A 22,736-nucleotide genomic window follows, 5' to 3' on the forward strand; every position below is an offset into this window, starting at 1 on the left:
TAAAAGAGAAGATTAATTTAATGCTTTAACGCTTCAATTTTATCCCGGCTCAGTCCGGTACTGGTGACAATAATGTCCAAACTCACGCCATGCCGTAATAAGGCACGAGCCGTTTCCACTTTACCTTCCTCTCGACCTTCCTCTCGGCCTTCCTCTCGGCCTTCCTCTCGGCCTTCCTCTCGGCCTTCCTCTCGACCTAGCTCAATACCTTGCTTGATACCTCGCTCAAGCCCTTTTTGTTCAAGCTGTTCTGCAATAGTCATCAACATCGTTTCATGCTCCGGAGATTGTTCAATCAGTTGATGGACAAATTGGGAGAGATCCGGCGTATGTCCATTCAGTAAAATATAGCGTAACACCACATTGCGCTGCTCGGTTGTATTATAACCCGCATTCAAGAGTTCCACCAATTGGAGAAGCCATTCCTGCATATCCCGGCAGCGAATATGTTTTTGCACCAGTTCCATCAGGGCAACCCCTTTATGTGTCAGGATTTCTTCATCGCTGAGCACACTGACGTCCACCAACGGAAACGCCTGGTGGTATAAGCGAGCAGCCTGTTCAGGGAGCGTAAAACAATCCAGCCACCGGTTTGAGTAAGGATACGGCCGAATCTCGCCATGATAAAACAGCAGCGGCGCCACCAAAGGGAGTTCGGTATGGCCTTTTTTCAGGTGGGCCGCCATCGCTAACATGGCATAATACATCAGCCGCCAGGCCATCAGCGGGTCAGGAGTGGACTGATGTTCAATCAGACAATAGATATAGCCCTGTCCCCTAGCTGTTTCAACCGAGTAGAGCACATCACTGTGCAGTTGACGTAAATCCCGGTCCACAAAACTGCCGGATTCCAGTTTCAATGTGGCTAAATCACACAACAACTGGATTTCTTCGGGCAGATAAAGGGATAAAAATTCCCTAGCCGTTTCGGGCTGCGTTAAAAAATGCTTGAATAACGCGTCATGGTGAGGCCGTTTTTCTTTCTTTGCCACAATCTGTTTCTCTGTCTTATCAGTTAGTCATTATCACTCATAGTATCTCTGGGAGACCCACAACCAAGTTACAAAAAACATCTTCCTATATTTCCTCAGACAAATCTTTACCGAATGCATTAATAGAAGAGCCTAAAGAATCAAATACCAGAAAAGAAAAAATGAGAAAACATTATATTTACAACAACTACTCAATGAAAGTCATTCATTTCAATGAGTTTTTAACTTGCATTCGCATAATAATAACCCCTTTATCAAAACATTGATTATTTATATTTTCGTTAATCTTGAATATTCAGATCGAAAAAATTGGACTGAGTTCCATCCAGATGATCTATTATTCCAAAATGTTATTTATATCAAACTATTACTTTATTAGATTTGTAACCTTAATATCAATAAAATTAAGTTTTACTTTCCCATCACAATTAAATAATTTAACTTAGTAAACAATGTAAATAAATCAATAAATGCTATTTTTTACAGTTCAATATAGAAATATCGAAAATTAAGTAAAGGAACTTTTAGTGATACATTCATTGTCAGAGGGAAGAAACAAACCCTCTGCCTTTCTTCGACAACCATTAATATTCATAATTAATCCAAATCAAGCGTTAATCATTTTTAGCAGCCATTATTGAGGCTGAAAATGGCACCAGTAATAATTACAATGACTGAGTGGTAATGTTAAATTGGCCTCTGATGTGAATTAAAATAACATTTATTAATATTGTTCTCATCAAATTTTAGCTAAAACATTAAAGTTTAACAACACCTTAATATTTAATTACCATAAAGGAGATATAATAATGAATACAAATACCTATTTATTTCTTAACTCAGAAAATATTAAATACCATGATGATCCACAAATCAACAAAGGGGACACTCCCCAACTTATCAGTAAAGACTGGCCTAACCTTCCTGTCGAGTTTCAACGACATATTGACGATGTGATTAATTTAAATGGTTATTTATACTTCTTTAAAGGCTCACAATATCTTAAATTCGATATCGCAAAAGCTCAGGTAAGTGAGGGACCAAAACACATTATAGAAGGATGGCCTGGATTGAGAGGCACCGAATTTGAAAATGGGATAGATGCAGCTACCGAGTTTGTCGATACAAAACGAGATGTTGTCTGTTTCTTCAAAGGGCGAGACTGCATTGATTATACTGTCAGTTCACACACGATTAGTAAGAAAACTATTTCAGATAGATGGGAGACTATCGAAAAATACGCAGGATTCAATGCAAATCTGGATACCGTTGTTTTATGGAAAAGCATTGCAGGTTCTCTTATTTACTTCTTCAAAGACAACCATTATATCCGATACAATACAAAATCAAATACTATTGATATCGGGCCTACATCCATCCAAACTTATTGGCATGGCGTCGCTTTTAATAAAGTTCAAGCTATGGTATCGGTTGACGCAGATTTATTAGGTAGTCAAAACTGCGGCGGAAAATGTGGTACCAGCGACACCGGTAAATATTGTTTCCAATTACCTCAGAATACCAAATTTAGGCTGACAGCCTACACGAATACTGATGTTCATCAACAAACGGTAAAAGTCTATATTGACGATCTTCTGGTAGATACATTAACCGGCAAGGGGATAGATAACCTGATAGCGACTAAAACCCATGCATCCGGTACAGGCAAAATCTGTATTGAGATTACAGGTAATGACAAACCCTGCAAACTCCGTTATTTCGATAACACTCTTGAGGGAAAACCCGGAACCGTCATTATTGGAGCTGAAAATGGCTCAGCCAATAAGTACAAGGATAGTGTCATCATTCTGAACTGGTGAGTTAAAGATTTTCACTAGCGATAAACTCTGTCAATAATTAAAGCGGTATTATGCCGCTTTTTTTATACGCCATATTTGGCAACGCCAATAAGATTATAATCAAAATCACTTTTCTATATTACAACAATTATGGGGCCAGGAAGAAAGCCCCTTGGTATATATCACACAAGATGGTTAAATAATCAGACTCAGTATTCCATATTAAAAATCTTGAAAAAATATAGCTCGATCAAACGGTGTTCGGTAAAGAGAATTTTGTTGATCTACTGTGGTAGCCTGAGAAGACATACCAGAAATAATCCCTATCTGACCAGACGCAAGATTTCCCGTCATCAGCGTGTTCATATTATATTGGCAAAGCTCTACCTTCCATTTATCTGCCACAACATTATACCACTCAATGATTAATGTACCGTTATTTGCCGCAAGCAATCCAATACGCCAACGTGACCAAGAATTCTTCGGCCATTCATAACTCAGTGGAACACCATAAGCACTACCTAGCGTCGGCTGCCCTTTATAAATACCATCCGTTTGTTTGCCAACAAAGTTTACTGCCTGAATCACATTAGCCGCCTGAAGATTCCAAACCATGACATAAGGCGTCGCCGTGTCAATCGAAGTACCTAATGAAATGTTCGATGGCATCCATTGAGTCTTACCTTTATACCCACCAGTCAAGTGAATCGCCATATAGCCATAACCAATATTTTGATATGTACCGCTTGCACTCGTTTTGTTGGATAGCACACTCACTGAAATGTCAGGATATGGATTACAAAACAGGTCAAGCTCACAATAACAATGTCTGGCATCAACCGGTGTGTCTGTTGCAATCCCGAGACAATGACTACCGATATTGCCAAATTTAGACAAAGTTTGTGCCTTGAAAGCTTTTCTTCCCCCAACACTGATGATATCCCAAGCGCTAGTCCCGTAACCTGAGTCCTTAAACAACACGCCAGCTCTCTGTGTTGTCGCATCTATCCATCGACCTTCAGGATATAAATTTGGTTCCCATACCGTTATTGGAACCGCAGTGGAATTAGAGAAACTTTCAATTGAGATTGAACTTTCATGTTGTTCTAATTTCATGACTAAAATATCTCCTATAAAAAATAAAATTACATATTAATCTTGTATTTTATACCTCAGATAAGTTCATCTTTAATTCTTAAATAAAGTAATCCACATAAAATCCAACAATATTAAATCCATTAATGAGTTATTAATATATAGTCTTGCTTATAACCTATCATCAGGATTAATTTAAATAATATAAACTTCCCTATTCACCAGACAGATGATCAATATGGCAGAGTTAAATTGACGTATCTTAATATTATTTCTATCTATTTTGGTTATAAAAAACAAATTTAAACAACATATTAAATCCCAATCACCAACAAGGATATATCAATGAATACATCAAGTTATCTTTTCCTTGGCTCAGGAAATATTAGACACAATCAGAAATCGTATGAGGCAGACATCGGTTATCCCCGGCCTATAAATAACGATTGGCCTGATCTTCCTATCGAATTTCAAAGACATATTGATGATGTAATTAATTTAAATGGTTTTTTGTATTTTTTTAAAGGCTCACAATATCTTAAATTTGATATCGCAAAAGCAAAAGTGATTGACGGACCAAAACCTATTATAGAAGGATGGCCGGGATTAGCAGGAACGGAATTTGAAAACGGGATAGACGCCGCCACAGAATGGCCCTATGTAGAAAAGACGGGTATGACAGATGTCGTCTGTTTCTTTAAAGGCAGTGATTGTATTGATTATACGGTGAGTTCACATACTATTAGTAAAAAAACTATCGCAGATAGATGGGGGATAACAGAACAATACTCAGAATTTAGTGAAAATCTGGATGCAGCTATTTTATGGAAAAATATTGGTAGCCCTTTTCTGTTCCTTTTCAAAGATAATTCGAACATCAGGATTAATCTGAAATCGAATACCATTGATGGTCAAGCACCCATTGGCGCTAATTGGCGTGGAGTGACTTTCAAAAGAGTTCAAGCTGCGACGTCAATTGATATGGATTTATTAGGCAGCGAGATGGGCAATGATAGTAATACCAATACCTATTTCTTTCTTAACTCAGAAAATATTAAATATAATGATCCATTAAATAATATCGATACCGGTTATCCTCAACCCATTCGTAACAATTGGCCTAATCTGCCTATTGAATTTCAAAGGCATATTGATGATGTGATTAATTTAAATGGTTGTTTGTATTTCTTTAAAGGCTCGCAATATCTTAAATTTGATATTGCAAAAACACAAGTGATTGACGGACCAAAATCCATTATTGAGGGGTGGCCGGGATTAGCAGGAACGGAATTTGAAAACGGGATCGACGCCGCCACAGAGTGGATAGATGCAAAAGAAGATATCGTTTGTTTCTTTAAAGGCAAAGAGTGTATTAATTACACCGTTAGCTCACATGCCATTGATAAAAAAACCATTGCAGAAAGATGGAGAATTACCGGGGAATACGCGAAATTTAGCGCAAATTTAGACGCGGCTATTTTATGGCGGAACACCGGTTATTTTATCTATCTTTTCAAAGGTAATGAATATCTCCGTTTACATATGATGTTGAATAGTCTGTATGGTAAACCCGAACTTATTCAAACTAAATGGAAAGGCGTCACTTTCAACAAAATTCAAGCGGCCGTATCAGTTGATCCAGATGTATTAGGCAGTGATATCAATATAAAATGCGGCGGAACATGTGGGATTAATAATACCGGTAAACACTGTTTCCAATTACCTCAAAGTATCCGATTTGGCCTGACAGCCTACGTAAATAGTGACGCTCATCAACAAACAATCAATGTCTATATCGATGACCGATTAGTCGATACTTTAACTGGTAAAGGGATAAGTCACATAACGGATGTTAGGACCTACACATCAGGTACCGGCAAAGTCTGCGTCGAGATTATAGCAGATGGTAAACCCAGCAAACTCCGTTATGCCTATAACACTCTCGAAGCAAAACCGGGATCAGCCATTATCGGCGCTAACAATGGTTCCAATGACAATTATGATGATAGTGTGGTAGTGTTGAATTGGCCATTATCATGAGACAAAAATATATCGCTGTGATATCTGAAAATAGAAAATCGAGTAAACACATCAGAATAACATTCAGATTAACCATTATTAAGGATGTAAAAAATGAATTCAAAAACCTATTTCTTTCTTAACTCAGAAAACATTAGATATAACGACTCAGAAGATAAAGCAGATACCGATTACCCTCAATTCATCAGTCATGATTGGCCTGGTCTCCCTATCGAGTTTCAAAAAGATATTGACGATGTAATTAATTTAAGCGGCTCATTATATTTTTTTAAAGGATCACAATACCTTAAATTCGATATAGCCAAAGCCCTGGTGATTGATGGGCCAAAACCCATTATTGACGGCTGGCCGGGGTTGAAAGGTACTGGATTTGAAAATGGTATAGACGCAGCCACAGAGTGGGTGGATACAAAACAAGATATTGTCTGTTTCTTCAAAGGCAGAGATTGCATCGATTACACCGTCAGTTCACACACGATTAATAAGAAAACCATTTCAGATCGATGGGGCGCCACCGGGAAATATGCAGGATTCAGTGAAGACCTCGATGCTGTTATTTTATGGAAGAATATTACCGGTTCTATTATTTACTTTTTCAAAGATAGTTATTACATCCAATACAATACAAAATCTCATGTTATCGATGGTGAACCCTCCTTTATTCAAGCTTACTGGAACGGAATCACTTTCAAAAAGGTTCAAGCCGCCGTATCGGTTGATATCGATTCATTAGGTAGTGAGTATAAAAACTGTGGCGGAATATGTGGCAGCAATAACACCGGTAAACACTGTTTCCAGTTACCTCGCAATATCAAGCTTAGCCTGTCAGCCTATGGTAATACTACCCACCAGCAAACGATAAAAGTGTATATTGACGATCAGTTAGTCGATACATTAATCAGCCAAGGAGTCAATAGTGTGTTGGGCTTTAAAAATTACTCATCAAGCACCGGCAAAGTCTGCATTGAAATTATAGGCGACGGCAAACCCTGTAAACTCCGTTACGCCTATAACACCCTTGACGAAAAACCGGGAACAGCCATTATCGGCGCCAGCAATGGGGGCAATAATAATTACGATGACAGCATAGTCGTGTTAATTTGGTCACAAACCTGAATCAAAAAGCCAAAAATACGCTACTCTGGCGACATCAGTAGAGATGACATTTATCCATAAATTAAAGCGGTATTGTGCCGCTTTTACTGATATGACACACGGTTACAAATAGAAAAAACATGACTTACCCTTTCAAGTAACATGATAATAGTCGAAACTCGGTTATCCGCCAAATAGCCTCCTATCCGATAAAAATTAATTTTTTGATCTTTTCTTTTCCTATCTCCCGTTGCTATGAATATTCAACAGTGCAGGAATTCGACCCTATTTCACGTCCACAAGGGAGCAGATAAAAGGCGAGATAACCTGTTCATGACAATAACCTAGCCCTGAAATGACACCGGAAGTTATGCAGTAATAGCATAATCGGAAGTAAAGGCATTTCAGGGTAAGCATCAGTTGTTTGAAGAGCAATAGCATATTTTCCGAGGAAATGATGGGTAATATACTTAAATATGGCGATACCGTGACAATATTAAACAGCTACAAAAACTGGAGCGGAGGGTATCTCAGTGTATTTGGCAACGGCAATAAACCCGGAACCAAATATGGCGTAGTAACCGTAGATGCTTCCTTAGCTATTTATGGCGGCGCCTGGAGAATTGAGTCAGCAACAGGAAAGTCTGTCGGTAGTGAAATAATCAATAATGATATTATTTTACTTCACAACCTATATTACTGTGATGGCGGCTATTTACAATATTATGATGTAGTGGATCAAAATGAACAATTAACCGAAATACATCAAGTCTATACCTCAGATACCCGCAAAAGAGCGACATTAGAATGGATTATTTATTGTGAAACCACCCCACCAAATGAAAATATCAGAGAAGGCGATAGTATCTCTCTCTATAACCGATGGGGAGATAAAGGTTTTCTTGATACCCATAATCATGCCAGCGATACAGGTTCGTTATATCAAGTCTTTATGTCCAATAATGCTGCCCGTAAAAGCCATAGCGGCTTATGGAAAATGGCAAAGGTGAATGACCCTTGTCCTCCCCCTGATGTGTTAACCAATATCATGCCATTGTGGCGTAAGATACGGTAACAACAACTCGCTTTATCGCTCAAATGAAGCTGAAATGCCCCGATAAATGTAAGTTTAATTATTTTCAAATTGAAACTATTTACGGGGTTTACTTACCGCTATGATTAAATTAATTTTTTATTCCTACATTAATAAAAATTGAGCTTAACATAATAAGCTTCCACGCTATAAAGTCATGCCTCTATCAATTAACAACTCTTACCAAATAGTAAAAATGATTATAAATACCTAAGATAAATCATGAACTGGTTTATTATCATAAATTATTTTTCATTTTTATAACACTTTTGCTATCAGCACCTTGGATGAAATTTCTCATACGGGTCGTTTTGTTTATCTCTGTATCACCTCAATTGAACCAGCAATAAACAAACAGAAATAAAAGGAATATTTATGAATTGTTACACCAAGAAAGCTAGCTCGATTTTCGTAACTAACCTTCCAAGATGTTCTAATTCTAAACCATGTAATGGTGACTGTTATGCAAAATAAAATATCATTTTTATCAGGTACATCCGAACAGCCCCTGCTTGACGCCGGTTATCAAAACGTATTTGATATCGCATCAATCAGCCGGGCTACTTTCGTTCAGTCCGTTCCCACCCTGCCCGCTAAAGAGGCTCATACCGTCTATCGTCAGGCGCGGCAACGAGCAGAAAATCTGAAATCCCTCTACCGAGCCTGGCAATTGCGTCAGGAGCCGGTTATTAAAGGGCTGGCTAAACTTAACGCACAATCCAACGTCTCTGTGCTTAAAGATGCTTTGGTAGGGAATATTGGCGGTGATGGGGATTTCAGCGATTTAATGAACCGTGCCAGTCAATATGCTGACGCTGCCTCTATTCAATCCCTATTTTCACCGGGCCGTTATGCTTCCGCACTCTACAGAGTTGCTAAAGATCTGCATAAATCAGATTCCAACTTGCATATTGATAATCGCCGCGCTGATCTGAAAGATTTGATATTAAGCGAAACGACGATGAACCAAGAGGTTACTTCCCTTGATATCTTGTTGGATGTGCTACAAAAAGGCGGTAAAGATATTACTGAGCTGTCCGGCGCATTCTTCCCAATGACGTTACCTTATGACGATCATCTGTCGCAAATCGATTCCGCTTTATCGGCACAAGCCAGAACCCTGAACGGTGTGTGGAATACTTTGACAGATACCACGGCACAAGCGGTTTCAGAACAAACCAGTGATACGAATACACGCAAACTGTTCGCTGCCCAAAGTGGTAATCAAGATACGTTCTTTGCCGGAAACACTTTTTATTTCAAAGCGGTGGGATTCGACGGGCAACCGATGGTTTACCTGTCACAGTACACCAGCGGGAGCGGCATTGTCGGCGCACAATTGATTGCCGGTAATCCGGATCAAGCCGCCGCTGCAATAGTCGCACCGTTGAAACTCACTTGGTCGATGGCAAAACAGTGTTACTACCTGGGAGCCACCGATGGTACAAAGATGGGAGATGGTAATGTTCTGACCGGCTGTTTCTTAAGAGGCAACAGTCCAACTAATCCGGATAAAGACGGTATTTTTGCTCAGGTAGCCAACAAATCAGGCAGTACTCAGCCTTTGCCAAGCTTCCATCTGCCGGTCACACTCGAACGCAGCGAGAATAAAGATCAGTACTATCTGAAAACAGAACAGGGTTATATCACGGTAGATAGCTCCGGTCAGTCAAACTGGAAAAATGCGCTGGTCATCAATGGGACAAAAGACAAGGGGCTGTTATTAACCTTTTGCAGCGATAGCTCAGGCACTCCGACAAACCCTGATGATGTGATTCCTCCCGCTATCAATGATATTCCATCGCCACCAGCCCGCGAAACGCTGTCACTGACGCCGGTCAGTTATCAATTGATGACCAATCCGGCACCGACAGAAGATGATATTACCAACCATTATGGTTTTAACGACAGTAGTTTACGGGCTTCTCCACTATCAACCAGCGAGTTGACCAGCAAACTGAATTCTATCGATACTTTCTGTGAGAAGACTCGGTTAAGTTTCAATCAATTAATGGATCTGACCGCTCAACAATCTTACCGCCAAAGCAGCGTTGATGCGAAAGCAGCCAGCCGCTATGTGCGTTTTGGGGAAACCGCCCCGACCCGCGTCAATGTCTACGGCGCCGCTTATCTGAACAGCACGCTGGCAGACGCAGCTGATGGTCAATATCTGTGGATTCAGACCGACGGCAAGAGCCTGAATTTCACTGACGATACAGTCGTCGCCTTAGCCGGTCGCGCTGAAAAGCTGGTGCGTTTATCATCCCAGACCGGGCTATCATTTGAAGAATTGGACTGGCTGATTGCCAATGCCAGTCGTAGTGTGCCGGACCACCACGACAAAATTGTGCTGGATAAGCCGGTCCTTGAAGCACTGGCAGAGTATGTCAGCCTAAAACAGCGCTATGGGCTTGATGCCAATACCTTTGCGACCTTCATTAGTGCAGTAAATCCTTATACGCCAGATCAGACACCCAGTTTCTATGAAACCGCTTTCCGCTCTGCCGACGGTAATCATGTCATTGCGCTAGGTACAGAGGTGAAATATGCAGAAAATGAGCAGGATGAGTTAGCCGCCATATGCTGCAAAGCATTGGGCGTCACCAGTGATGAACTGTTCCGTATTGGTCGCTATTGCTTCGGTAATGCAGGCAGTTTTACCTTGGATGAATATACCGCCAGTCAGTTGTATCGCTTCGGCGCCATTCCCCGTTTGTTTGGGCTGACATTTGCCCAAGCCGAAATTTTATGGCGTCTGATGGAAGGCGGAAAAGATATCTTATTGCAACAGTTAGGTCAGGCAAAATCCCTGCAACCACTGGCTATTTTACGCCGTACCGAGCAGGTGCTGGATTGGATGTCGTCGGTAAATCTGAGTCTGACTTATCTGCAAGGGATGGTGAGTACACAATGGAGCGCTACCGCCACTGCGGAGATGTTCAATTTTTTGGAAAACGTTTGTGACAGCGTGAATAGTCAAGCTGCCACTAAAGAAACAATGGATTCGGCATTACAGCAGAAAGTGCTGCGCGCTCTAAGCGCCGGTTTCGGCATTAAGAGCAATGTGATGGGTATCGTCACCTTCTGGTTAGAGAAAATCACAATCGGTAGTGATAATCCTTTTACACTGACGAACTACTGGCATGATATTCAAACCCTGTTTAGCCATGACAATGCCACGCTGGATTCCTTGCAAACCGACACTTCTCTGGTAATTGCTACTCAGCAACTTAGCCAGCTAGTGTTAATTGTGAAATGGCTGAGCCTGACCGAACAAGATCTGCAATTACTGACAACCTATCCCGAACGTTTAATCAACGGCATCACGAATGTTCCTGTTCCCAATCCGGAGCTATTACTCACGCTATCACGTTTTAAACAGTGGCAAACTCAGGTCACCGTTTCCCGTGATGAAGCGATGCGCTGTTTCGATCAATTAAATGCCAAAGATATGACGACTGAAAATGCAGCTTCACTGATCGCCACATTGCATGAGATGGATAAAGGGACAGTAGCGCAAGTTAATACCTTGTTATTAGGGGAAAATAACTGGCCGAAAAGTTTTACATCACTCTGGCAACTTCTGACCTGGTTACGCGTCGGACAAAGCCTGAATGTCGGTAGTACCACTCTGGGCAATCTGTTGGCCATGATGCAAGCAGACCCTGCCGCCGAGAGTAGCGCCCTATTGGCATCGGTAGCCCAAAACTTAAGTGCCGCAATCAGCAATCGTCAGTAACCGGATAAGAAGGAATTGATTATGTCTGAATCTTTATTTACACAAACGTTGAAAGAAGCGCGCCGTGATGCATTGGTTGCTCATTATATTGCTACCCAAGTGCCTACGGATCTGAAAGATAGCATCCAGACCGCCGACGATCTGTACGAATATCTGTTGCTGGATACCAAAATTAGCGATCTGGTTACTACTTCACCGCTGTCCGAAGCGATTGGCAGTCTGCAATTGTTTATTCATCGTGCGATAGAGGGCTATGACGGCACGCTGGCAGACTCAGCAAAACCCTATTTTGCCGATGAACAGTTTTTATATAACTGGGATAGTTTTAACCACCGCTATAGCACTTGGGCTGGCAAGGAACGGTTGAAATTCTATGCCGGAGATTATATTGATCCAACATTGCGATTGAATAAGACTGAGATATTTACCGCGTTTGAGCAAGGTATTTCTCAAGGGAAATTAAAAAGTGAATTAGTCGAATCTAAGTTACGTGATTATCTAATTAGTTATGACACTTTAGCTACCCTTGATTATATTACCGCCTGCCAAGGCAAGGATAATAAAACTATTTTCTTTATTGGCCGTACACAGAATGCACCCTATGCATTTTATTGGCGGAAATTAACTTTAGTCACTGATGGCGGTAAGTTGAAACCAGATCAATGGTCAGAGTGGCGAGCAATTAATGCCGGGATTAGTGAGCCTTATTTAGATACGGTAGAATCCTTTTGGGAAAATAATAAGCTGCATATTCGCTGGTTTAATATTACTAACGAAAGTGATCACTTATCTAAAACTGAAAATGTCTGGGTTATGAGCAGTGACTATAACTGGACTTCAAAGAAAAAAGAAAAAAGCACCCAGCTTATCTTTAGCGATTACACTAGACAAGGAGCAACTGGTTCATCAAGCCCAACTGAAGTAGCTTCACAATATGGTTCTGACGCTCAGTTAAATATTTCAGAAGATGGAAAGGTTCTTACTTTACAAAATACTGGTGGAGCTACTCCAGAAACCGGAGTAACGCTGTGTTATGACTCATCAAAAGCGGTAATCAAGAGTCTGCCTAATACAGGAAGTGCAGATTTACCTTCAAAAGATTATTTAGACATTAAGTTACGCATGTGCCATGACACAAGCTATAACAATTACAATTATTGTAGTTTTAATCTTACGGCATATATATTTACCTCCTACGGCACATTCTCATCAGACGGCAAGAAATTTACACTACCTTCTAGTGAAGTAATAAATTTACACCTCCCTAATTATGTAGATCTCAACGCGCTATTAGATATTAGCCTCGATTCACTACTTAATTATGACGTTCAGGGGCAGTTTGGCGGATCTAATCCGGTTGATAATTTCAGTGGTCCCTATGGTATTTATCTATGGGAAATCTTCTTCCATATTCCGTTCCTGGTTGCGGTCCGTATGCAAACAGAACAACGTTACGAAGACGCGGACACTTGGTACAAATATATTTTCCGCAGCGCCGGTTATCGCGATGCTAATGGCCAGCTCATTATGGATGGCAGTAAACCACGTTATTGGAATGTGATGCCATTGCAACTGGATACCGCATGGGATACCACACAACCCGCCACCACAGATCCAGATGTGATCGCAATGGCGGACCCAATGCATTACAAGCTGGCGATATTCCTGCATACCCTTGATCTATTGATTGCCCGAGGCGACAGCGCTTACCGCCAACTTGAGCGTGATACTTTAGTCGAAGCCAAAATGTACTACATTCAGGCACAACAGCTACTGGGACCGCGCCCTGATATCCATACCACCAATACCTGGCCAAATCCCACCTTAAGTAAAGAAGCTGGCGCCATTGCCACACCGACACTCCTCAGTTCACCGGAAGTAATGACGTTCGCTGCCTGGCTAAGCGCAGGCGATACCGCAAATATTGGCGACGGTGATTTCTTGCCACCGTACAACGATGTACTGCTCGGTTACTGGGATAAACTTGAGTTACGCCTATACAACCTGCGCCACAATCTGAGTCTGGATGGTCAACCGCTAAATCTGCCACTGTATGCCACGCCGGTAGACCCGAAAACCCTGCAACGTCAGCAAGCCGGAGGAGACGGTACAGGCAGTAGTCCGGCTGGCGGTCAAGGCAGTGTTCAAGGCTGGCGCTACCCACTATTGGTAGAACGCGCCCGCTCTGCCGTGAGTTTGTTGACTCAGTTCGGCAACAGCTTACAAACGACGTTAGAACATCAGGATAATGAAAAAATGACGCTACTGTTGCAGACTCAACAGCAAGCCATCCTGAAACAACAGCACGATATACAACAAAATAATCTAAAAGGATTACAACACAGCCTGACCGCATTACAGGCCAGCCGTGATGGCGCCACATTGCGGCAAAAACATTACAGCGACCTGATTAACGGCGGTCTATCTGCGGCAGAAATCGCCGGTCTGACCCTGCGCAGCACCGCCATGATCACCAATGGCGTTGCAACGGGATTGCTGATTGCCGGCGGAATCGCCAATGCGGTACCTAACGTCTTCGGGCTGGCTAACGGTGGATCGGAATGGGGAGCGCCATTAATTGGCTCCGGACAAGCAACCCAAGTTGGCGCCGGCATTCAAGATCAGAGCGCCGGCATTTCAGAAGTGACAGCCGGTTATCAGCGTCGTCAAGAAGAATGGACATTGCAACGGGATATTGCTGATAACGAAATAACCCAACTGGATGCCCAGATACAAAGCTTGCAAGAGCAGATCACGATGGCACAAAAACAGATCACGCTCTCTGAAACCGAACAAGCGAATGCCCAAGCGATTTATGACCTGCAAACCACTCGTTTTACCGGGCAGGCACTGTATAACTGGATGGCTGGTCGTCTCTCCGCGCTCTATTACCAAATGTATGATTCCACTCTGCCAATCTGTCTCCAGGCAAAAGCCGCATTAGTACAGGAATTAGGCGAGAAAGAGAGCGACAGTCTATTCCAAGTTCCGGTGTGGAATGATCTGTGGCAAGGGCTGTTAGCAGGGGAAGGTTTAAGTTCAGAGCTACAGAAACTGGATGCCATCTGGCTTGCTCGGGGTGGTATCGGGCTAGAAGCCATCCGCACCGTGTCGCTGGATACCCTGTTTGGCACAGGGACGTTAAGTGAAAATATCAATAAGGTGCTTAACGGCGAGAAAGTACCTGCGTCCGGCGGCGTTACTCTGGCGCTGACAGGGGATATCTTCCAAGCAACACTGGATTTGAGTCAGCTAGGTTTGGATAACTCTTACAACTTGGGTAACGAGAAGAAACGCCGTATTAAACGGATCGCCGTCACCCTGCCAACACTTCTGGGGCCATATCAAGATCTTGAAGCTACTTTAGCAATGGGTGCGGAAATCGCCGCCTTATCACACGGTATGAATGACGGAGGCCGGTTTGTCACCGACTTTAACGACAGCCGTTTTCTGCCTTTTGAAGGTCGAGACGCAACAACCGGCACATTGGAGCTTAATATTTTCTATGCCGGTAAAGAGGGAGCGCAACACGAGTTGGTTGCGAATCTGAGTGACATCATTGTGCATCTGAATTACATCATTCGAGACGCGTAAATTTCTTTTCTTTGTCGATTACAGGTCCCTATCTGGGGCCTGTTATTAAGGAGTACTTTATGCAGGATTCACCAGAAGTATCGATTACAACGCTGTCACTTCCCAAAGGTGGCGGCGCTATCAATGGCATGGGAGAAGCACTGAATGCTGCCGGCCCTGATGGAATGGCATCCCTGTCTCTGCCGTTGCCCCTTTCGACTGGCAGAGGGACGGCTCCTGGATTATCGCTGATTTACAGCAACAGCGCGGGTAATGGGCCTTTCGGCATCGGCTGGCAATGCGGTGTCACGACCATTAGCCGACGCACCCAACATGGCATTCCACAATACGGTAATGACGACACGTTCCTATCCCCACAAGGCGAGGTCATGAATATCGCCCTGAATGACCAAGGGCAACCTGATATCCGTCAAGACGTTAAAACGCTGCAAGGCGTTACCTTGCCAATTTCCTATACCGTGACCCGCTATCAAGCCCGCCAGATCCTGGATTTCAGTAAAATCGAATACTGGCAACCTGCCTCCGGTCAAGAAGGATGCGCTTTCTGGCTGATATCGTCACCGGACGGCCAACTACACATCTTAGGGAAAACCGCGCAGGCTTGTCTGGCAAATCCGCAAAATGACCAACAAATCGCCCAGTGGTTGCTGGAAGAAACTGTGACGCCAGCCGGTGAACATGTCAGCTATCAATATCGAGCCGAAGATGAAGCCCATTGTGACGACAATGAAAAAACCGCTCATCCCAATGTTACCGCACAGCGCTATCTGGTACAGGTGAACTACGGCAACATCAAACCACAAACCAGCCTGTTCGTACTGGATAACACACCTCCCGCACCGGAAGAGTGGCTGTTTCATCTGGTCTTTGACCACGGTGAGCGCGATACCTCACTTCATACCGTGCCGACATGGGATACAGGTACCGCGCAATGGTCTGTACGCCCGGATATCTTCTCCCGCTATGAATACGGTTTTGAAGTGCGTACTCGCCGCTTATGTCAACAAGTGCTGATGTTTCACCGCACCGCGCTCATGGCCGGAGAAGTCGGCGCCAATGACACCCCGGAATTGGTTGGACGCCTAATACTGGAATATGACAAAAACGCCAGCGTCACCACGTTGATTACCATCCGTCAATTAAGCCATGAATCGGACGGCAGCCCAGTCACCCAGCCGCCACTAGAACTAGCCTGGCAACGGTTTGATCTGGAGAAAATGCCGACATGGCAACGCTTTGACGCACTAGATAATTTTAACTCGCAGCAACGTTATCAACTGGTTGATCTGCGGGGAGAAGGGTTGCCAGGTATGCTGTATCAAGATCGAGGCGCCTGGTGGTATAAAGCTCCGCAACGTCAGGAAGACGGAGATAGTAATGCCGTCACTTACGACAAAATCGCCCCACTGCCTACCCTACCCAATTTGCAGGATAATGCCTCATTGATGGATATCAACGGAGACGGCCAACTGGATTGGGTTGTTACCGCCTCCGGTATTCGCGGATACCATAGCCAACAACCCGATGGAAAATGGACGCACTTTACGCCAATCAATGCTTTGCCCGTGGAATATTTTCATCCAAGCATCCAGTTCGCTGACCTTACCGGGGCAGGCTTATCTGATTTAGTGTTGATCGGGCCGAAAAGCGTGCGTCTATATGCCAACCAGCGAAACGGCTGGCGTAAAGGAGAAGATGTCCCCCAATCCACAGGTATAACCCTACCCGTCACAGGGACCGACGCCCGCAAACTGGTGGCTTTCAGTGATATGCTCGGCTCCGGCCAACAACATCTGGTGGAAATCAAGGCTAATCGCGCCACCTGTTGGCCTAATCTGGGACATGGCCGTTTCGGTCAACCCCTAACCCTACCGGGATTCAGCCAGCCCGAAAATAGCTTCAATCCCGAACGGCTATTTTTGGCGGATATCGACGGCTCCGGCACCACCGACCTTATCTATGCGCAATCCGGCTCTTTGCTCATTTATCTCAACCAAAGTGGTAATCAGTTTGATGCCCCTCTGACATTAGCGTTGCCAGAAGGCGTACAATTTGACAACACTTGCCAACTTCAAGTCGCCGATATTCAGGGATTAGGGATAGCCAGCCTGATTCTGACTGTGCCGCATATCGCGCCACATCACTGGCGTTGTGACCTGTCACTGACCAAACCGTGGTTGTTGAATGTAATGAACAATAACCGGGGCGCACATCACACGCTACATTATCGTAGTTCCGCGCAATTCTGGTTGGATGAGAAATTACAGCTCACCAAAGCAGGCAAATCTCCGGCTTGTTATCTGCCGTTTCCAATGCATTTGCTATGGTATACCGAAATTCAGGATGAAATCAGCGGCAACCGGCTCACCAGTGAAGTCAACTACAGCCACGGCGTCTGGGATGGTAAAGAGCGGGAATTCAGAGGATTTGGCTGCATCAAACAGACAGATACCACAACGTTTTCTCACGGCACCGCCCCCGAACAGGCGGCACCGTCACTGAGTATTAGCTGGTTTGCCACCGGCATGGATGAAGTAGACAGCCAATTAGCTACGGAATATTGGCAGGCAGACACTCAAGCTTATAGCGGATTTGAAACCCGTTATACCGTCTGGGATAACACCAACCAGACAGACCAAGCATTTACCCCCAATGAGACACAACGTAACTGGCTGACGCGAGCGCTTAAAGGCCAACTGCTACGCACTGAACTCTACGGTCTGGACGGAACGGATAAGCAAACGGCGCCTTATACCGTCAGTGAATCGCGCTATCAGGTACGCTCTATTCCCGTAGATAAAGAAACCGAATTATCTGCCTGGGTGACTGCTATTGAAAATCGCAGCTATCACTATGAACGTATCATCACTGACCCACAGTTCAGCCAGAGTATTCGGTTGCAACACGATATCTTTGGTCAATCACTGCAAAGTGTCGATATTGCCTGGCCGCGCCGCGAAAAACCAGCAGTGAATCCCTACCCGCCTACCCTGCCGGAAACACTATTTGACAGCAGCTATGATGATCAACAACAACTATTACGTCTGGTGAGACAAAAAAATAGCTGGCATCACCTGACTGACGGGGAAAACTGGCGATTAGGTTTACCAAATGCACAACGCCGTGATGTTTATACTTATGACCGGACCAAAATCCCAGCCGAAGGGATTTCCCTTGAAGTCTTGCTGAAAGCCGATGGCCTGCTAGCAGATGAAAAAGCGGCCGTTTATCTGGGGCAACAACGGACGTTTTACACCGCCGGTCAAGCGGAAGCCGCATTAGAAAAGCCCACGTTACAGGCGCTGGTCGCGTTCCAAGAAACCGCCATGATGGACGATACCTCATTACAGGCGTATGAAGGCGTGATTGAAGAACAGGAGTTGAATACCGCGCTGACACAGGCCGGTTATCAGCAAGTCGCGCGGTTGTTTAATACCGGATCAGAAAGCCCGGTATGGGCGGCGCGGCAAGGTTATACCGATTACGGTGACGCCGCACAGTTCTGGCGGCCTCAGGCTCAGCGTAACTCGTTGCTGACAGGGAAAACCACACTGACCTGGGATACCTATCATTGTGTAATAATACAGACTCAGGATGCCGCTGGATTAACGACGCAAGCCCATTACGATTATCGTTTCCTTACACCGGTACAACTGACAGATATTAATGATAATCAACATATTGTGACTCTGGATGCGCTAGGTCGCGTGACCACCAGCCGGTTCTGGGGCACAGAGGCAGGACAAGCCACAGGCTATTCCAACCAGCCCTTCACACCACCGGACTCCGTAGATAAAGCGCTGGCATTAACTGGAGCGCTTCCCGTTGCCCAATGTTTAGTCTATGCCGTTGATAGCTGGATGCCGTCGTTATCTTTGTCTCAGCTTTCTCAGTCACAAGAAGAGGCAGAAGCGCTATGGGCGCAACTGCGTGCCGCTCATATGGTTACCGAAGATGGGAAAGTGTGCGCGTTAAGCGGGAAACGAGGAACAAGCCATCAGAACCTAACGATTCAACTTATTTCGCTATTGGCAAGTATTCCCCGTTTACCGCCGCATGTACTGGGGATCACCACGGATCGCTATGATAACGATCCGCAACAGCAGCACCAACAGACGGTGAGTTTTAGCGACGGTTTTGGCCGGTTACTCCAGAGTTCAGCTCGTCATGAGCCAGGTGACGCCTGGCAACGTAAAGAGGATGGCGGGCTGGTCGTGGATGCAAATGGCGTTCTGGTCAGCGCGGCTACAGACACCCGATGGGCCGTTTCCGGTCGCACAGAATATGATGACAAGGGCCAACCTGTGCGTACTTATCAACCCTATTTTCTGAATGACTGGCGCTACGTTAGCGATGACAGCGCACGAGATGACCTGTTTGCCGATACCCACCTTTATGATCCACTGGGACGGGAATACAAAGTCATCACCGCTAAGAAATATTTGCGAGAAAAGCTGTACACCCCGTGGTTTATTGTCAGTGAGGATGAAAACGATACAGCGTCAAGAACCCCATAATTTTACATAGTTTTATCCGTTGCCCCGCGATACATTGCGGGGCAGTATCCAATCAACTATGAAAATTCAGCATTTCCGGTAAGTTCCACCGCTCTCTTTAATAATGCATGTCGCCTTTCAAAGAAACCTGCATATTGACAGAATTAAAGATTAAATATCAACATCAATGTTCTTTCTTGGTAAACGCCGAAATAGGATCAGGTGTCGGGACAGAGCTATCACAATTATAATGCTCTCCTGTCAATCCTATTTTTTTGCAAGCCGTAGACAAAAGATCATTAGGTGTTGCCCACTCATCTTTCCAGTTATTACCGTCATAACGTTCATTTTTAAATAGATCCCACATTATAAGGCCCGTTTTACCATATTTGATCGTACCATCTAATATGCTGTTGAGAGCTGCCTTCGTGAGCGGCAAATTACCGGTTGCGGGTTTACCCACTTCAAACCCAACCGTAATAGGCGGCAAAACTAATAATTTTTGCGGTTGAACTGATGCCTGAGCATAATTACGCGCTCCTTTCAGTTTGACATGGAAGGTGACTACTTCATTACCTGATTTAAGCCAATTAATATATTGACCATAATAATATTTAACCTGTCCAGGAAGGTCACAAGGAATATATGTCTCACCTCCGCCAATAAATCCACAATCTTTTTCACTTAAATCATAGGTCATCACACCAATATAACTGAGTCGGTTGATCAAATCGGGATAACTCAGCGCAGTATTATAAATCAAACCATAGAGGTTTCCTCCCCACCAGGCGCCACCATAAATATCACTATTTCTCGCATTAGTTCCCCAGTTAGCGGACATATTCGGGATACCTCCCGTTGCAGGACCTGCGGTACTTAGCTTAAGTGATGGTTTAACGGCATTAATCGAAGTGTAAAGAGATTTTAAAATAGCGGCGAACTTATCCACGGTTACAGGCATTGCACGGGGAATTTTTTCTGCGCCAGGGACAATCTTCATTGACGCATCATAAACATAACCGCCGAGTCCCTTTGCTATTAAAGTCGATGTAATAAGAGTTTCGCTGTTATTAGGGGGAACATTGATTGAGTCAGGGGTTAATTTCCAGCTTTTTGCATTAATATCAGCGTGCCAGAACTCTTCATAATCAACATCAATTCCCTCGACTCCCAAGTCAGCAGCCAAATTGACAATATTTCTATATGCCTTATCTGCTTCTTTGCCCGTAATAGTACTGTCAAATCGAGGAATTTTGGTCAGGGGATTAGGGAATATATCATAAACCGCACCGGGTTCATTACCACAAGCCTCTTTTTTGCCGGCGGTTACATCATAAATTTTCGGATAACAACTAAAATTCCATCCACCTACAGCGATATAAGTACTCACTCCATGAGATTTTAAATCAGCAATAACACCTTTCAATGCCACAAAATCGGCCCTGGCATTTTCAGCCTCTTGGGTGCTAATACTTTGACCAGAAGTACAGGTATAACCAAACAATCCTGAACATTTCAGGCTATTTTTTTCATAATTAATAAAACCAGGCTGGACAAAAGATAATACCAACGTATTAAAGTTACTCTTATTTCTGGAAATATCGCTACTTAATTTTTTAAAATTATCCAGGCTGGCATAATATTCCTTAGTATCAACCTGCGCAGCAGGTCCACTCAGATAATATGCAGATATTTTAGGATTGGCGGCAATAACATTTCCTGACATGAAAGCATAAAATACAGAAATTGCTAATAAATATCGATTTAATTTGTATTTAGACATATATCTATCTCCACTTGGTTAACATTACTTTTCCGATTACAGCCAATGAGTTAGCATGACACCTCATTGCCTTTTCATCATGAATGGTATAAGTTTTTCCCTAATAGAGCGTTAATATGTTCAGTCTGTTATTATAGACTGTGATGTAATTACTAAACTGTTATATTGGCATTAATTATTTCAATGCATCAATTTCATAATAGTGTAGTTTTCACTATTTTCCACAAAAGAGATAGAAATTAGTTGTAATAATATTTCTTTCTAATCTATCTAAATAAAAGACAATATTATTATATGATAATTCCACTAGATTATATTTATGCCAATTAAATAAGGTTTCATAATAGTGCCACACCTATTTTTTGTCTTCCTGGCTTTTGCTGTGATGAAAACGATGCCAAAAGAGCATCAACATAATTAAGCGACTGCCACATAAATTGACAACAATGATTTCGCGTTATTGTCTCATGGAGCGATTGTCATAACCGTTCTATTTTATTTAGCTACGGTGAATAGACGGATAAAAACAACAGAGTAAATTTAGGATGTCGTGCCAGCCACTCCTTTACCTTCTGACTTTTATGAATACCGTAGTTATCTAAGATTAATGTAAGGGTTTCCGCATGGGGATATTGATGATTCAGTTCATCTAACATTTTGATAAATAAATCAGAGTTCTTTTTTATTCCCTTAACATAGGTGACTTGCTCTGTTTGGGCATTTTCTGGCATTCATTTTGAGGTATGGGTGCTATGATTGACATCACTCAGTCCGTGTTGGGATTTGGGATTTTTCGCAATTGATCAGATCGCAAAAATCGGACTGAGTTTCCTTCCAGTGATCTACTATTTTGAAAATTTATTTACCTGATAATAACTGGAGAATAATCGCCATTTATCGCCGCCGATTGATGCCGTCAAATAAATTATTATTCTGCCCTCCAGTCATCGTTATTTCGCTTTCTCACCCGCTCAGGCAAGGTATGTCCCCTATTCTCCTCAAAAATGGTT

Annotated in this window: 10 protein-coding genes and 1 pseudogene; 7 read left to right on the forward strand and 4 right to left on the reverse strand. The window is 43.3% G+C overall.

Annotated features, from left to right (window positions below):
• Positions 1–17 precede the first annotated feature (17 nt).
• Positions 18–992, reverse strand: a complete 975-nt coding sequence (locus EAE92_RS22515; RefSeq protein WP_214069653.1) for an Rpn family recombination-promoting nuclease/putative transposase — start codon at positions 990–992, stop codon at positions 18–20.
• A gap of 809 nt (positions 993–1,801) precedes the next feature.
• On the opposite strand from EAE92_RS22515, the gene EAE92_RS22520 reads away from it, so the two are divergent.
• Positions 1,802–2,812, forward strand: coding sequence for a fucose-binding lectin II (locus tag EAE92_RS22520; RefSeq protein ID WP_214069654.1), 1,011 nt, complete (start codon positions 1,802–1,804; stop codon positions 2,810–2,812).
• 201 nt (positions 2,813–3,013) lie between these two features.
• On the opposite strand, the gene EAE92_RS22525 is transcribed toward EAE92_RS22520, so the two are convergent.
• Entirely contained in the window at positions 3,014–3,907 is an 894-nt protein-coding gene (locus EAE92_RS22525; protein ID WP_214069655.1) for a hypothetical protein, read from the reverse strand.
• A gap of 324 nt (positions 3,908–4,231) precedes the next feature.
• On the opposite strand from EAE92_RS22525, the gene ppxA reads away from it, so the two are divergent.
• The 6 genes from ppxA to tcaC all read left to right on the forward strand — a co-directional run bounded on the left by ppxA (position 4,232) and on the right by tcaC (position 19,964).
• Positions 4,232–5,926, forward strand: a complete 1,695-nt coding sequence (ppxA, locus tag EAE92_RS25075; protein WP_281422830.1) for a photopexin PpxA — start codon at positions 4,232–4,234, stop codon at positions 5,924–5,926.
• 93 nt (positions 5,927–6,019) lie between these two features.
• The gene (gene ppxB, locus EAE92_RS22540; RefSeq protein ID WP_214069656.1) at positions 6,020–7,042 is read left to right on the forward strand and encodes a photopexin PpxB; all 1,023 of its coding nucleotides are present in this window, start codon (positions 6,020–6,022) and stop codon (positions 7,040–7,042) included.
• A gap of 436 nt (positions 7,043–7,478) precedes the next feature.
• The gene (locus EAE92_RS22545; RefSeq protein WP_214069657.1) at positions 7,479–8,096 is read left to right on the forward strand and encodes a hypothetical protein; all 618 of its coding nucleotides are present in this window, start codon (positions 7,479–7,481) and stop codon (positions 8,094–8,096) included.
• Positions 8,097–8,565: 469 nt separating this feature from the next.
• Complete coding sequence (gene tcaA / locus EAE92_RS22550; RefSeq protein ID WP_281422831.1) at positions 8,566–11,853, forward strand: insecticidal toxin complex protein TcaA; 3,288 nt, start codon at positions 8,566–8,568, stop codon at positions 11,851–11,853.
• Positions 11,854–11,874: 21 nt separating this feature from the next.
• Positions 11,875–15,447 (forward strand): insecticidal toxin complex protein TcaB, encoded by a 3,573-nt coding sequence (gene tcaB, locus EAE92_RS22555; protein ID WP_214069659.1) that lies wholly within the window; start codon positions 11,875–11,877, stop codon positions 15,445–15,447.
• A gap of 59 nt (positions 15,448–15,506) precedes the next feature.
• Positions 15,507–19,964: an insecticidal toxin complex protein TcaC gene (gene tcaC, locus EAE92_RS22560; protein ID WP_214069660.1), complete on the forward strand. Its 4,458-nt coding sequence runs from the start codon at positions 15,507–15,509 to the stop codon at positions 19,962–19,964.
• A gap of 163 nt (positions 19,965–20,127) precedes the next feature.
• Here the strand turns inward: tcaC and EAE92_RS22565 are convergent, their stop codons facing one another.
• Both EAE92_RS22565 and EAE92_RS22570 read right to left on the reverse strand, forming a co-directional pair.
• The gene (locus EAE92_RS22565; RefSeq protein WP_214069661.1) at positions 20,128–21,726 is read right to left on the reverse strand and encodes a toxin; all 1,599 of its coding nucleotides are present in this window, start codon (positions 21,724–21,726) and stop codon (positions 20,128–20,130) included.
• A 338-nt stretch (positions 21,727–22,064) separates the two neighbouring features.
• Positions 22,065–22,448, reverse strand: a pseudogene (locus EAE92_RS22570) (transposase); the annotation flags it as partial.
• Between the last annotated feature and the right edge of the window lie 288 nt (positions 22,449–22,736).

This window comes from Photorhabdus hainanensis (assembly GCF_018448965.1).
GTDB lineage: Bacteria > Pseudomonadota > Gammaproteobacteria > Enterobacterales > Enterobacteriaceae > Photorhabdus > Photorhabdus akhurstii.

Coding starts and splice junctions, on each gene's coding strand:
- EAE92_RS22520 (WP_214069654.1), top strand. CDS start 1,802: ATGAATACAAATACCTATTTATTTCTTAACTCAGAAAATATTAAATAC.
- EAE92_RS22525 (WP_214069655.1), bottom strand. CDS start 3,907: ATGAAATTAGAACAACATGAAAGTTCAATCTCAATTGAAAGTTTCTCT.
- ppxA (WP_281422830.1), top strand. CDS start 4,232: ATGAATACATCAAGTTATCTTTTCCTTGGCTCAGGAAATATTAGACAC.
- ppxB (WP_214069656.1), top strand. CDS start 6,020: ATGAATTCAAAAACCTATTTCTTTCTTAACTCAGAAAACATTAGATAT.
- EAE92_RS22545 (WP_214069657.1), top strand. CDS start 7,479: ATGGGTAATATACTTAAATATGGCGATACCGTGACAATATTAAACAGC.
- tcaA (WP_281422831.1), top strand. CDS start 8,566: ATGGTGACTGTTATGCAAAATAAAATATCATTTTTATCAGGTACATCC.
- tcaB (WP_214069659.1), top strand. CDS start 11,875: ATGTCTGAATCTTTATTTACACAAACGTTGAAAGAAGCGCGCCGTGAT.
- tcaC (WP_214069660.1), top strand. CDS start 15,507: ATGCAGGATTCACCAGAAGTATCGATTACAACGCTGTCACTTCCCAAA.
- EAE92_RS22565 (WP_214069661.1), bottom strand. CDS start 21,726: ATGTCTAAATACAAATTAAATCGATATTTATTAGCAATTTCTGTATTT.